Source organism: Allobosea psychrotolerans, assembly GCF_002917105.1.
GTDB lineage: Bacteria > Pseudomonadota > Alphaproteobacteria > Rhizobiales > Beijerinckiaceae > Allobosea > Allobosea psychrotolerans.
This window is the reverse complement of the sequence record NZ_PQFZ01000010.1, coordinates 109,449-123,348: the sequence shown is the minus strand read 5'-3', so window position 1 is coordinate 123,348 and position 13,900 is coordinate 109,449. Positions and strand designations below refer to the sequence as shown.

12 protein-coding genes are annotated in these 13,900 nt (G+C 68.0%); all 12 read right to left on the bottom strand.

Features of this window, described 5'->3' with window-relative positions; all coding sequences use genetic code 11:
- Positions 1–8 precede the first annotated feature (8 nt).
- A complete protein-coding gene (locus CYD53_RS17660) occupies positions 9–716 on the bottom strand; it encodes an ABC transporter ATP-binding protein (RefSeq protein ID WP_103719391.1) in 708 nt (235 codons plus the stop codon).
- 10 nt (positions 717–726) lie between these two features.
- Positions 727–1,467, bottom strand: a complete 741-nt coding sequence (locus CYD53_RS17655; RefSeq protein ID WP_103719390.1) for an ABC transporter ATP-binding protein — start codon at positions 1,465–1,467, stop codon at positions 727–729.
- Positions 1,464–2,519: a branched-chain amino acid ABC transporter permease gene (locus CYD53_RS17650; protein ID WP_103719389.1), complete on the bottom strand. Its 1,056-nt coding sequence runs from the start codon at positions 2,517–2,519 to the stop codon at positions 1,464–1,466. Before CYD53_RS17650 ends, CYD53_RS17655 begins: the two co-directional genes overlap by 4 nt.
- Positions 2,512–3,402, bottom strand: a complete 891-nt coding sequence (locus CYD53_RS17645) for a branched-chain amino acid ABC transporter permease (RefSeq protein ID WP_103719388.1) — start codon at positions 3,400–3,402, stop codon at positions 2,512–2,514. The genes CYD53_RS17650 and CYD53_RS17645 overlap by 8 nt, the downstream gene beginning before the upstream one ends.
- Before the next feature lie 69 nt (positions 3,403–3,471).
- Positions 3,472–4,653, bottom strand: a complete 1,182-nt coding sequence (locus tag CYD53_RS17640) for an ABC transporter substrate-binding protein (RefSeq protein WP_245928296.1) — start codon at positions 4,651–4,653, stop codon at positions 3,472–3,474.
- A gap of 82 nt (positions 4,654–4,735) precedes the next feature.
- A complete protein-coding gene (locus CYD53_RS17635) occupies positions 4,736–5,539 on the bottom strand; it encodes an enoyl-CoA hydratase/isomerase family protein (protein WP_103719387.1) in 804 nt (267 codons plus the stop codon).
- A gap of 38 nt (positions 5,540–5,577) precedes the next feature.
- On the bottom strand, positions 5,578–7,116 hold the full coding sequence (locus CYD53_RS17630; RefSeq protein ID WP_103719386.1) for an AMP-binding protein: 1,539 nt from the start codon (positions 7,114–7,116) through the stop codon (positions 5,578–5,580).
- Complete coding sequence (locus tag CYD53_RS17625) at positions 7,109–7,633, bottom strand: (2Fe-2S)-binding protein (RefSeq protein WP_103719385.1); 525 nt, start codon at positions 7,631–7,633, stop codon at positions 7,109–7,111. Before CYD53_RS17625 ends, CYD53_RS17630 begins: the two co-directional genes overlap by 8 nt.
- Positions 7,621–8,448: an FAD binding domain-containing protein gene (locus CYD53_RS17620; protein ID WP_103719384.1), complete on the bottom strand. Its 828-nt coding sequence runs from the start codon at positions 8,446–8,448 to the stop codon at positions 7,621–7,623. The genes CYD53_RS17625 and CYD53_RS17620 overlap by 13 nt, the downstream gene beginning before the upstream one ends.
- A complete protein-coding gene (locus CYD53_RS17615; protein WP_103719383.1) occupies positions 8,445–11,405 on the bottom strand; it encodes a xanthine dehydrogenase family protein molybdopterin-binding subunit in 2,961 nt (986 codons plus the stop codon). Before CYD53_RS17615 ends, CYD53_RS17620 begins: the two co-directional genes overlap by 4 nt.
- Before the next feature lie 135 nt (positions 11,406–11,540).
- Positions 11,541–12,386, bottom strand: a complete 846-nt coding sequence (locus CYD53_RS17610) for an AraC family transcriptional regulator (RefSeq protein ID WP_103719382.1) — start codon at positions 12,384–12,386, stop codon at positions 11,541–11,543.
- A gap of 163 nt (positions 12,387–12,549) precedes the next feature.
- Positions 12,550–13,836, bottom strand: coding sequence for a Zn-dependent hydrolase (locus tag CYD53_RS17605; RefSeq protein WP_103719381.1), 1,287 nt, complete (start codon positions 13,834–13,836; stop codon positions 12,550–12,552).
- Positions 13,837–13,900: the final 64 nt, after the last annotated feature.

The following is a 13,900-nucleotide window of genomic DNA, read 5'->3' as shown; positions in this document are numbered from 1 at the left end:
AATAGGCTCTAGACGGCGATGAGCCGCAGCAGTTGCTCGCGATCCGGCTGGGACTCGGCTTCGCCGCTGAAGACGATCCGGCCGCGCTCGACGACGTGGAAACGGTCGGCGACGGACAGCGCTTCATGCAGGTTCTGCTCGACCAGCAGGATGATCGCGCCCTGGTCGCGCAGTTCGCGCACGATCGCGAAGATCTCGGCGACGATCATCGGGGCGAGGCCCTCGCTCGGCTCGTCGATCAGGACGAGGCGCGGCTTGCCGACCATCACCCGGGCCATGGCCAGCATCTGCTGCTCGCCGCCCGAGAGGGTCGTGCCGAGCTGGTGGCGCCGTTCGCCCAGCCGATGAAACCGGTCATAGATGCCCTCGATCGTCCGCTTCTCCTCCTTCGACGAGCGGTTCCTGACCTGGAGCAGGCCGAGAGAGAGATTTTCCTCCACGGTCAGCCCGGGAAAGATGCGCCGGTCTTCCGGCACGAAGCCGACGCCGGCATGGCAGATGCGGTCGGGCGTCAGGCCCGCCAGCGTCGCGCCGTCGAGCATGATCGCGCCTTCGCTGGGGCGCACCCAGCCTGCGATGGTCTTGAGCAGCGTCGTCTTGCCGACGCCGTTGCGGCCGAAGATGCCGATGACCTCGCCCGGGCCCGCCGTGATATCGACGCCCTGGATGATGTGGCTATGGCCGTAATGGCTGTGCAGTCCGCTGATGGCGAGCATGGCCGGTTCCTCAAGCATGTCCGAAATAGGCGGCCTGGACGGCAGGATCGGCCCGCACCAGATCGGGTGGGCCTTCGGCCAGCTTGCGGCCCTGATGCATGACCACGACATGGTCCGACAAGTCCATGACGAGGCCGATATCGTGCTCGATCAGGAGTATGGTGACGTCGTCGGTCAGGCTGCGCACGAGCCTGGCCGTCTGCGCCGTGTCGCCATGGCTCATGCCCTGCGTCGGCTCGTCGAGCAGCAGGATCTTCGGTTCCGAGGCGAGGCAGACCGCGATCTCGAGCCGGCGCTGGTCGCCATGAGAGAGGTTGCCGGCGAGATCGTCGCGCTTATGGGCGAGCTGGAAGCGCTCCAGCATCTGGCCGGTCCTGGCCAGCGCCTGCGTCGAGCGGCCGACAGGCAGAAAGGCGCGCCCGGTCGGCTCCAGCACCTGCGCCGCCAGCCTGAGGTTCTCCGCGACGGTGAGCTCCGGAAACAGGCTGGTGATCTGGAAGGAGCGCGAAAGCCCGGCCGCCTTGGTGCGCTCGGGTGCGGCGCCCGTCATGTCGACGCCGTCGATCAGGACCTGGCCGCGATGGGGCTTGAGCGCCCCGCTGATCAGGTTGAACAAAGTCGATTTGCCGGCGCCGTTGGGGCCGATCACGGTCGTGATCCTGTGGCGCTGCGCCTGGAAGCTGACCTGATCGACCGCCTTGAGGCCGCCGAAGGAGATGCCGAGGTCGCGGATATCGAGAACCGGCTTCATCGGGAGGTCCTCGCGGTTTCGGCGATGATCGCGGGCAGGTCGGCGGGGTCCGCCGCCGCGACGGGGGCAGGGCGCCGGCGCGAGAGCCAGGTCTCGATGGCGGGACGCACCACGCCCACCAGCCCCCTGGGCAGGAACATCACGCACAGCATGAAGAGCAGGCCGATGACGATGAGGTGGTGCTCGGTCCAGCTGCCGATGATCGATTTGAGGATGACGAGCAGGACCGATCCGTAGATCGCGCCGATCAGCGTGCCGACGCCGCCGAGCACCACCGAGATCACCGCATTGCCGGATGTCGCGAAGAACATCAGCTCCGGCGAGACGAAGCCGCGCAGCATCGGATAAAGCGCCCCCGACAGCCCCGCGATCACGCCGGCCAGCACATAGGCGGCCATGCGCGCGCGCCAGACCGAGTAACCGAGGAAGGGCACGCGCTTCTCGTTTGCCTTCAGCGCGGTGAGGACGCGCCCGAACGGCGTATCGAGCAGATAGGCGGTCAGCGCATAGAGCCCCATGATCACGGCAAGCACGATCAGGAAGAAGCCGACGGGACTGCCCGCCGAGACGGAGAACGGCCCGAAGCCGATCTCGATCACCGGGATGCCGATCATCCCGTCGGAGGCGCCCAGTTCGCGGGTGTTGTAGACGACCTTGGCCATGACCTGGGCAAGGCCGAAGGTGATCAGCGCGAAATAGACGCCGCGCACCCGGTTGGCGATCAGTCCACCGATGATGGAGGCGATCAGCGTCGCCAGGAAGGCTGCGGCCATGGCGAGCCAGAAGGAGGGCAGCTTCATCAGCGTCAGAGCCGAGACATAGGCGCCGATGCCGAAATAGAGCGCCTGGCCGAGCGAGAGCGCGCCGGAATAGCCGAGCAGCAGATCGACGGACAGGGCGAGCCCCGCGAAGATCAGCGCCTCCGTGCCGAGCCGCAGATAGAAAGTGTCGCCGGTTGCGGCGCCCATGGCCGCAAGGCCGAGCGCGGCGAGGACGAAGAGCAGCGCGAGCAGATGGCTCGCGCGCATGGATTGCGTCAGCCGGTCATGCATGGCCGAGCCTCCCGAACAGGCCCTGCGGGCGGAAAACCAGAAAGGCGACCATGGTCCCGAACACGATCGGATCGGTCCAGACCGGCGAGATCACGAGGCTTGCCAGCGCCTGGACCTGCGTCAGCAGCAGGCCGGCGACGACCGCGCCCCAGATCGAGCCCATGCCGCCGACGATGACGACCGTGAAGGCAAGCAGGATGAAGTCGCGCCCCATGGTCGGGAAGACCGAATAGATCGGCGCGAGCAGCACGCCGGCGAGCCCGGCAAGGCTGACGCCGAAGGCGAAGGTGCCGGCATAGACCAGCGAGACCGGCACGCCGAGCGATGCCGCCATGTTGCGGTCGAAGGCCGCGGCGCGGACCATCGCCCCCAGCCGCGTCTTGTAGACGACAAAGGCCACGCCGAGCACGATCGCCGCGCCGACCAGAATGAGGAAGATCCGGTAGTTCGGCAGGATGATGCCGAGGATCTCGGTCGCGCCGGGGATCGGGGTCGGCGGGCGCTGGGTGTTGGCGCCGAAGACGATCTTCAGCACGTCCTCGACGATGAGGCCGAGGCCGAAGGTGACGAGCAGGGTGGTGACGTGGCGGTCCCGGGTGTCGAAGACCGGCCGGATCAGCAGCCGTTCCACGGCCATGCCGAGCGGGATCATCAGGATGGGCACGAGCACCAGCAGGAACCAGAAGCCGATGCCGGCCGCGCCGAGTGCCAGCGCCGCATAGGCGCCGATCGCGTAGAACTCGCCATGGCTCATGTTGATGACGTCGAGCATGCCGAAGATGATGGTCAGCCCCAGCGCCACCAGCACGACCGCGACCCCGAGCGCGAGCCCGTTCACGACCTGCGGGGCAAGGACGAATTGAAGATAGTCGACGGGGGTCATGGCGAAGCCTCGATGTAGGGCAAAGCGCGCTCCCCTCCCCATGAGGGGGAGGGGGCGTGCCGTGGCGGCTCAGAACCGCGTGCAGGCGTCGGGGCCGATGGCGTTTTCCGAGGAGACGTTGTCGATGATGTCGAACTTGCCCTTGGTCACGCGCACCACATACATCGGCTGCATGGCCTGGTGGTCGCCGGCGCGGATGGTCTTGGTGCCCTGCGGCGTCTGCCAGCTCAGCCCGCGCAAGGCCTCGCGCACCTTGTCGGTCTCGGTCGAGCCCGCCTTCTCGACGGCTGCCTTGTAGGCGAAGAGCAGGCCATAGCTGTCGGCGCCATAGAGATCGGGATCGGTCTTGTTGGCGGCGCGGAAGGCCGCGACGAAGGTCTTGTTCGCGGGGCTGTCGATCTGCGGGGAATAGCCGACGCCGGTGGCGAAGCCCTCCGCGGCGGCGCCGATCGCCGTGATGTTCTGCGAGGTCACGGTGCCGGATGCGCCCACCACGGTCAGGCCCGAGAGCAGCCCGAAATCCTGCAATTGCGTCAGCAGGCGCACCGTGTCGTTGCCGGCGACGGAGGTGTAGAGCACCTGCGGGCGGGTCGCGCGAATCTGGCCGAAATACTGCGTGTAATCCTTGGAATCGAGCGGCGCGAAGACCTCGCCACCGCTCTGCGCCCCGCCCTTCTCAGCGCTCGACTTGAACGCGGCGACGGTTGAGCGACCCATCTCGTAGTCGGGCCCGAGATAGTAGACCTTGGCCTTGGGCTTCTCCTTGGCGAGCCATGCCGCGAGCGCGACCGATTGCTGCTCGGCACGCGCGTTCACCCGGAACATGTTGGGCGAGCATTTGTCTGTGGTGATCGAGTCGGCGAAGGAGACCGTCGTCGCCGCCAACTTGGCATTGCGCTCGGCGAGCTGGGCGACGGCGAGCGTCGAGCCGGAATTGACGGTGCCGGTCAGGAAGTCGACCTTTTCGACCTGGAACAGCTTCTCGGCCTTCTGCACGGCAACCGACGGGTTCGCCTCCTCGTCCTCGAACAGCAGATTGACCTGCCGCCCGGCGATGCCGCCGGCTGCATTGATTTCCTTGGCTGCGAGCTCGAGCCCCCAGCGGACCTGCTGGCCGATCGGCGTGTAGGTGCCCGAGAGCGGCGTGACGACGCCGATCTTGATCGGGCCCGACTGGGCGAATGCACTCCCGCTCAGGGCTGTCGCGGCAAGCAGGCCGGCGGCGAACATCGTGATGGCTGCGGTCTTCATGGTCGTCTCCCTCAGGTTTGTCTTGTTCTGGCTGGACAGCTTCAGGCGGCCGCGCGGCGTGTCCTTCGCCGCGCGGATGGGCTCAACGCCCGCTGAATTTCGGGGCGCGCTTGGCGTGGAAGGCCTCGACACCCTCGCGGAAGTCGTCGGACTGGCGCAGGCGGCTGTAGCAATGCCCCTCCAGTTCGATGGCGATGGCGAGCGTCGAATCCTCGGTGTCGTTGAGCAGCTTCTTGGCGGTGCGCTGGGCGATCGGCGAGAAGCCGCGCAGCTCGTCGACCAGCCGGTCGGTCGCCGCTTCCAGCTCGGCGTCGGGCACGCATTCGGTGGCGACGCCCCAGTCATAGGCCTGCCGCCCGGAGATGCGCTTCGAGCGCATCACGATGTCCTTGGTCCGGGTGATGCCCACCATCTTCTGCAGCCGGGCGGAGCCGCCGGAGCCTGGAATCTGGCCGAGTTTCTGCTCGGGCAGTGCGTATTGGCAGGTCTCCGAGACGATGCGGAAATCGCAGGCGAGCGAGATCTCGAAGCCGACGCCGAAGGCATAGCCGCGATTGGCGACGATCACCGGCTTGGTGCAGCGCGCCGGGGCGGCGATGTTCCAGGCGAGCCTGGAGACATGTTCGGGCGAGGCTTCGAGAAAGCCCTTGATATAGCCGCCGGAGGAGAAGTTCTCGCCGATGGCGCGCAGCACGATGACGCGGACGCGATCGTCCTCGTCCAGCGCCTCGAACACCTTCCGCAACTGGTCGCGCTGCGGCATCGAGATGACGTTCATCGGCGGGCGGCCGAGGATGATGTCGGCGCGCTCGCGGGCGGCATCGATCTCGACGCTGAAGCCGTCCAGATCGGCCAAGGCGGGATGAAGCGGGGTCGGGGCGTTCATAGGGTTGGTCTTTCGCTCGTTGTGAAGGGAGACGGTCATCAGGCGATGGCGGGCTGGTCGGGTTCGTACTCGCCGGCCACGAGTTGGCGGCGCAGCAGCTTGCCGACGGGCGATTTCGGGATGGCCTTGATGAATTCGAAGCGGCGCGGGCGCTTGAAATTGGCGAGCCCGGCTGTCTTGCAATGCTGGTCGAGTTCATCGGCGGTGACCGGGCCCGCGCGCTGGACGAAGGCGACGACGATCTTGCCCCAGCGTTCGTCGGGCAGGCCGACGACGGCGACCTCGGACACGCCCGGATGCAGCGAGAGGCAGCTTTCGATCTCGACCGGGGAGACGTTCTCGCCGCCGGTGATGATCATGTCATCGACGCGGCCCGAGACGTAAAGGTCGCCGTCGCCGTCGAAATAGCCGGTGTCGCCGGTGAAGTACCACCCGTCGCGCAGGGATTTGGCGTCTGCCTCGGGGCGCTTCCAGTAGCCCTCGAAGGCCTCGTCGCTGGCCGCCAGCGCGACGATCTCGCCCTCTTCGCCGGCAACCGCAAGCTCATGCGCCGAGGCCGCGCCGAGCTTCACCACGCGGATGAGCTGGTTCAGCCCGGCCCTGCCGGCGCAACCCGGCTTGTCGGCGGCCTTCTGGTTGATCGTGAAGGTGTAGATTTCCGAAGAGCCGTAGTGATTGACGAAGAGCTCCGGGGAAAAGGCCTCGGTCAGCTTGGCGAGCAGCCCGTCGGTCATCGGCGCGCCGGCGAAGCCGAGCTTGCGCACGCTGGTCACGTCAGTCTGTGCGAAGCGCGGATGGTGGACGACGTCGTGGTAAAGCGTCGGCACAAGGTAGAGATTGGTGATCGCCTCGGCCTCGATCAGCGCCAGCGCCTGGCCGACATCGAAGCGCGGCAGGCAGACGAAGACGCCGCCGATCAGCGACATGGCGATGAGCGAGCGCACGCCCATGGTGTGATAGAGCGGCATGACGCCGAGCGTGCGTTCGCCGTTCGCATAGAGGTTCTGGGCGACATGGGCGAGGCCCGCCATGCGCTCGGCCCGGTGCCGGCGCGGCACGCCTTTCGGCTTGGCCGTGGTCCCGGAGGTGTAGAGCATCAGCGACCAGGCATCGGCAGCGACGCGCGGAACGGCCGTGGCGGCAGGCTCCGCCACCATCTCGGCGAAGCTCTGCTCGGCCTGGCCCGCATCGGCACCCACAGCGATGCGCGGAATGGATGAGCCGAGCCGGCTCCCGCCGATCGCCGACCCGGCGACGGCCTCGAACGCGATCGCACGGGCGCCGCAATTCTCGATGACGAAATCGATCTCGTCGGCTTTGGCGCGCCAGTTGATCGGTACGATGGTCAGGCCCGCGAACTGGCAGGCCCAGTGCAGGGTCGCAGCCTCCCAGCGGTTCTGCAGCACGGTGACGAGATGCTCGCCGGCCTTGAGGCCCATGGCGTCGAAGGCTGCGACCAGCGACGAGATCCGCACGAGCCATTGCGCATAGCTCAGCCGGACATCGCCATCGACGATCGCGAGCGCATCGGGATCGCGCGCGACGCTGGCCATGAAGCTGGTGCCGAGATCAAACATGGGCAGGTTCCGGGAGAGGTGGCGCATCCAGCAACTGGGCGGCGGCTTCGAGCGCGGCCCGGATGATCGGCGTGTAGCCGGTGCAGCGGCAGAGATGGCCGCCAACGACCTCGCGCAGCTCATCCTCGGTCGGATGAGGCTGCTCGCGCAGGAAAGCGTCGAGCGAGATCAGGATGCCGGCGGTGCAGAAGCCGCATTGCAGAGCGTGGTGGCGGCGGAAGGCGGCCTGCATCACCGACAGCCTGTCGGCAGCGGGGCTCAGACCTTCCACCGTCCTGACATCGCGGCCTTCGAGCTGCACCGCCAGCGTCAGGCAGGCCCGCGCGGGCGCACCGTCGATCTGGATGGTGCAGGCCCCGCAGACGCCGTGTTCGCAGCCGACATGGGTCCCGGTGGCGCCAAGGCCATGACGCAGCGCATCGGTCGCGAGCAGGCGCGGCTCGGCCTCCAGCGAAACCGGTCTGCCGTTCAGGGTGAAGGCGACGCGGTGGCGCGCCGTGGCGCTCAGGCGCGGCATGACAGGGCCTCCGCTATCGTGTCGCGGCCGAGCGAGCGCACCAGGTCGCGGCGCAGCCGGGCGGTCGCGTGGAAATCGTCGCGTGCGTCGAGATCCCAGGCGAAGGCGTTGAGCGCGTCCGACAGGGCCGATCCGTCCAGCAAGGGAAAGCTGCGGCGCTCCGGCTTGTCGGCGACGCCCGCGACGGCGAGGTGAATCGCATCCGCCGTCACCACCGCCGCACAGCCGACGATGGCGAAATCGCCGTGGCGGCGCGCGACCTCCTTGAAGGCATGGCCGGTTCCGGGTCTGGCGACCGGGAAGACGACCGCTTCGATCAGCTCGTCGTCGGCCTTGTCGGTCACCATCATGCCGGCAAAGAAATCGCCGGCTTTCACGGTTCGGCTTTTCCTGCGCGAGCGCAGCCTGATCTCGCCGTCGAGCGCCACGAGGCAAAGCGGGATCTCGGCGCTCGGATCGGCATGGGCGGCCGAACCGCAGACGGTGCCGCGCGCCCGCGTCTGGTAATGGCCGAGCCAGGGCAGCGCGGCCGCCAGCAGCGGCTGTTCGGCGCTGAGCTCGGGCCGGCGCATCAATGCGGCCTGCCGCACGCCGGCGGGCACGATGATGGCATCGCCCGCGCGCCGAACCTTGTCCAGCCCGGGGATGGCCATCACGTCGATCAGCACGGTGGGCTTGGCCAGCCGCATGTTGAGCATCGGCAGCAGCGATTGGCCGCCGGCGATGATGCGGGCATCCGATCCATGCCGGGCGAGCGCGTCGAGCGCCTCGGACAGGTCGCCGGCACGGATATAGTCGAAAGCCGCGGGCTTCATCCGCGCCTCCCCAACAAGCGGGCGAAGAAGCCGGTCCTGGCGCCTGCAGGGGCGGCCTTGCGTGCAAGCGCCGCGAAGAACTGCGCGATGATGGCCTTGGCCGCGCCGTCGAGCAGGCGTCCGCCGATGGCCGCGACCTTGCCGCCCACGGCGGCCTCGTAGCTATAGGAGATGACGGTGAGCCCGTCTTCGCCAGCCGACAGGATCACGCGGCCGGACCCGCCGCCGGTGCCGAGCGCGCCGGAGACCGAACCGGTCAGCGTCGCGGCCTTCGGCCCATCAAGGTCCGAGAGCCGGATCTCGGCCTTGTAGCGCCCCTTCACCGGGCCGACGCCGAGCGTCACATCGGCCTTGAAATGCGTCTCCGACAGCTTCCTGACGCCGTGGCAGCCGGGGATGATCGATGCCAGTTGCTCGGCGTCGAGCAGCATCGCCCAGATCGCTTCGGGCGTGGCCGCGACCTTGGCCTGTCCTTCCCCGCGCAGTGTGCGGTCGCCGGGCCTGGCAGCGCCCAGCTCGGCCGCCCGGCCGCCATCCGATGCCGGCCTGGCCGGCTCGGCGGCGGCGACGAGCGCGGCGATCCGCGCCGGCGTCAGCGGCAGATCGAGTTCCGCGACCCCGATTGCGTCGGCCACGGCATTGGCAAGGCAGACCGGCGTCGACATGCAGTTGCCTTCGCCCACACCCTTGGCGCCGAGCGGCGTGAAGGGCGATGGCGTCTCGATGTGCAGGATCGCGATATCGGGCGTCTCGGTCGCGGTCGGCAGCAGGTAGTCGGCGAAGGTGCCGGTCAGGAAAGCGCCGTCATAGGCATAGGCGAGTTCCTCGTAGAAGGTCGCGCCAAGGGCCTGGGCGAAGCCGCCCCTGATCTGCCCCTCGACCATGCCGGGATGCAGCACGCGCCCGCAATCATGCATGGTGACATAGCGGTCGATGCGAACCTTGCCGGTGTCGACATCGACCTCGACGCCCGCCATGTCGAAGATGAAGCCGTGGCAGAGCGAGGAGTTGACCTGGTCATCCTCCGTGGGCGCGGCGAGCTCCGGCGGCGTCCAGAAGGCGGTCTCCCGGATCGCCTGATCGACTCCGTCGGGCAGCAGCGCCGGCGACCAGTGCGAGAGCGCGGCGACGCGGCCGAAGGGCAGTGTTTTGGTCGCGTCGCCCGTCGCGAAGACGGCGCCGCCCGCAAACCCGATCTGTGCGGGTGCGACATCGAGCTGGCTCGCGGCGATCGCAGCCAGCTTGTCGCGCAGGCGGGTGGCGGCCAGATGCGCCGTGCCGGCGACTGCAGCCGCAAAGCGGCTGGAATAATTGCCCGATGCGATCGACCAGGCGTCCTTGCCCGTATCGAGATCGACGACGACGCTGATGGCCTCGCGTGACAGGCCGAAGACATCAGCCACCACCTGCGCCAGCACCGTGCGATGACCCTGCCCCTGCGGCACGGAAGCGACATGGACGCTGACCGAGCCGACGGGATCGAGCGACACCGTCGCCGTCGCCTGCGCGCCGTTCTTGGGGCCGGCCTTCTGCCGCTCGGCTGCGGTGAGGACCGAGGTGATGTAGCCCATATTGGAGACGCTGGGCTCGACGGCGGCCGCAAAGCCGATGCCGTAGCGCCTGCCGGCGGCGCGGGCCTCATTGCGGCGCCTCTCCAGTTCGGCGAGCCTGCCGTCTGCCACGGCGAGGTCGATTGCCTTCGCATAGTCGCCGGAATCGTAGAGCGCGCCGGAGGCCGTGCGGTAGGGAAATTGCCCGCGCTGAATGAGGTTGGCGCGGATCACGGCCAGCGGATCGAGCCCGAGCGTGACGGCGATGCGCTGCATCAGCCGCTCCAGCGCATAATAGACCTGCGGGCCGCCGAAGCCGCGCACGAGGCCGGTCGGCGCCTTGTTGGTCAGCACGACACGGTTGCGGATGGCGAGATTGGCGATGTCGTAGGCGCCGGTCATGTTGCCATGCATGCGGTAGAGCGTGGCGGGCTCGGGCGCGCGCGGATAGGCGCCGCAATCCTCGACCTGGTCCCAGTCCAGCGCCGTGATGCGGCCCTCGCTGGTGACGGCGGCCTTCAGCGTCGTGACGCGGTTCGTCGCCGCCACGGCGGCGCTCAGATGCTCGAGCCGATCCTCGATCCATTTGACCGGGGCGCGGGCCAACCGCGCCGCCACGCCGATCAGCACCGCATAGGGCGCCACGCCCTGCTTGACGCCGAAGCTGCCGCCCGAATCCGGCGGCATGCGCAAGCGCAGCCGGTTGCCCGGGACTTTCAGGCAGCGCGCCATCACCGCATGGATGCTGAACGGTCCCTGGAAATTGGCGAGGATCTCGTAGGCGTCCTCATGCGGGTCGTAGTCGGCGACGACGCCGAAGGTCTCCATCGGCGCGCCGGTGTTGCGCGGATAGGCGATGGAAACTTCGAGGCGGTGCGCTGCTTGTGCGAAAGCGGCCTCCGGCTCGCCATAGCGAAAGCAACGGTCGCTGACGAGGTTGGCGCCGGCCTTGTCGTGGAGGACCGGGGCATCGGCCCCGAGGCTCGCAAGCGGATCGACGACGCAGGGGCGCGGAGCGTATTCGATCTCGATCGCGTCCAGCGCATCCTCGGCAAGATACCGGTCCTGCGCGACGACGATCGCGACCGGCTCGCCGACATAGCGCACGCGCTCGACGGCCATCGGCCAGTTCTCTACCGCGACCTTGAGCCCGGCGACCATCGGCGTCGTCAGCCTCGCGAGGTCACGGCCCGTGACGATCGCGGCGACGCCGGGCATGGCGGCGGCGGCTGTGCTGTCGATGGAAAGGATATCGGCATGGGCATGGGGCGAGCGCAGGATGGCGGCATGGAGCGTGCCGGGCCTGACGCCGAGATCATCGATGAAACGGCCACGGCCGGTCAGCAGGGCCGCGTCCTCGACGCGCTCCACCGATTGTCCCGTCCATGAGATGGTCTCTGGCCGCACCGACGCCTGCTCCCGATGACGCGCTCTGATGGGCGTCTGGGGTGGGAGGCTCGGCGATCAGCGGTCGTGGCGCGATCCCGCAGGGTCTCGCGACTTACCGAAAAGTCTCAAAATGACTCGGCAGCGGAAGGCTTCCTACCGGCCCAGTCGCGCCACCTGCCTGAAGGCGCTCGGCGCGACGCTGCAGTGATCGCGGAAGAAGCGGGTGAAATGGGCGGGCACGCTGAAGCCGAGCCGGTCCGAAATCGCCGAGAATGTCTCCTCGCCCTCGACGATCGCACCGACAGCCATCTCGACCTTGACGACGTTGAGGAAGACATGCGGCGTCACGCCGGTCGAGGTCTCGAAGACCCGGAAGAAATGCGCGCGTGACAGACCTGCTTCCTTCGCCAGCTTGTCGACGCTGGGCGAGGCCGCCGGATCGCCCCGCATCAGCGAGATCGCACGGCCGACGCGCCAGTCGACCGCATTGGCGCGCGCGATCTCGCGCAGGGAGGCGCCGATGGTGCGCCAGGGCGTGAAACGCTCGATCACCGCGATCATCAGCTCCGAGAGCAGGCTCTCCTGTCGATGCGAGGCGCCGGGCTCGTGAACCATCTCTGCGGCAAGGTCGAGCGCGGTCTGGCGGATATGCGCCGTGACCTCGCCGGCCGAATGCTCGAAGAACCCCGGAGCGCCGCTCGCCGCCCAGTTCGGCCTGAAGCTGCGCAGCCAGTCCGGCTCGATATACAGCGCCAGGATCAGCGCGTTCTTGCGGCGCGAATCGTGAATATAGGCGTGGCTCTCCCAGGCATTGACCAGCACCGCGAGATCATCGGTCAGGGGCGCGACATGGTCGCCGACGAGGAACTGGGTATCGTCGCCATCGACCTTGAGCAGGACATGACAATGGGGATGCGCGTGCCGGACCAGGCTTCGGTCCATGTCGAGCAACGCCACCCGCCCGAAGGCTCCATGCGCTATGCGCAAGGCATCCGACATGCCGTTTCCTCGCTCCGGCTGATTTCCAGCTCTTGATCCCTGTCCTCATACAGTAGCGGTCGCCTTGCCGGCACCGCAAGCATCGTTCCTGCACGGGTCTTCGCTTCGTGATTAAGCGGGGACCTCGGTCAGGGAGCGTCGCAAAGCGATTGTCCGGTGAGTTCTAGGCGGCCTGATCGGCGACCCAGCTCGTCAGCACGGCGCAGGCGTCGAGGAAATCGTCGATCTCCATCGCTTCATGGGGATTGTGACTGCCGTTTTCGTTGCGCACGAAGATCATGCCGACGGGGACGCCTGCTGCCGCGAAGGCGGCCGCATCATGCGAGGCGGGGCTTCCCATCATCGTGCCGGGCAGGCCCTGGCTCTGTGCCGCTGCCTGGAGCTGGGACGCGATTGCGGGGTCGACCATGCCGACGCTGGCGGAGGCGCGCGGGCCCAGGGCAAAGCTGACATTCCGCCGCGCCTCGATTTCGCCAATGATCGCGAGCATGCGCGCCTCGAGATGCGACAGCACGGCAGGGTCATAGGCGCGCACATCGAGACTGAAATCGAAGGCGCCGGGCACCGTGGTCAAACCATGCATGGCAGGATCGGTGTGAAAGCGGCCGAAGGTGATGGCGAGCGGGATGCCGGCCGCCTCCTGCTCTGCCCAGAGCCGGTCGAGCGCCATCGCCAGCTCTGCGCCGGCCATCGCGGCGTCGCGGCGGAAGCGGCGCGGCGTGCCGACATGGTCGTGGCGTCCATTGATGCGTGCGTTGGGATAACGGAAATTGCCGGGGATGCCGCTGCAGATGGCGAGCGGCAGGCCGGCCTCGGCCAGGCTCGGGGCCTGCTCGATATGGACTTCGAGGAAGGCGCGGATCGTTGCGGGATCGAGCTCCCGGCGGCCTTGCCGGAGCGCCTCGACATCGCCGCCGCATGCGGCGATGTGGCTGGCGAGATCGCGCCCGGTGTCGATCCTTTTCGCGTCGAGGGCGCCGTTGGGCAATGTGCCCAGCGCCGAGCGGCTGCCGATATAGGAGACCTCGAACCAGACGCTCTCCTCGGCGCGCACGCCCATCACGGTGATGTCGCAGCGTGGGCGCAGTCCCAGCGCCTTCATGGCGGCGATGACCGTCAGCCCCGCGACGACGCCGGCCGCGCCGTCGAAATTGCCGCCATGGGGCACGCTGTCGAGATGCGAGCCGAGCAGGATGCGCGGCGCGCCCTGCTCGCTGCCCGGCCAGGTCAGATAGGTGTTGGCGGCGGCGTCGCGACGGATCTGCAGGCCTTGATCCGCGCCATGGCTGGCGATGAGCTCATGCGCGAAATTCTCGCCCGCGCCATAGGTGTCGCGCATGATGCCGGGCTCGCCCTGGCTGCCTTGCGCCAGGCGGTCGAACAGGCTTTCGACGACCGGGCGCTGGGCGGCGATCGCTGTCCTGACGGCTTCGGGCGAGATGGGCTTCATGGGCATTGTCCGGCTTGGGTCTGGTCGGCTTCGGGCCTGGTCGTGTTTGGCGGTGAGGGGTGTC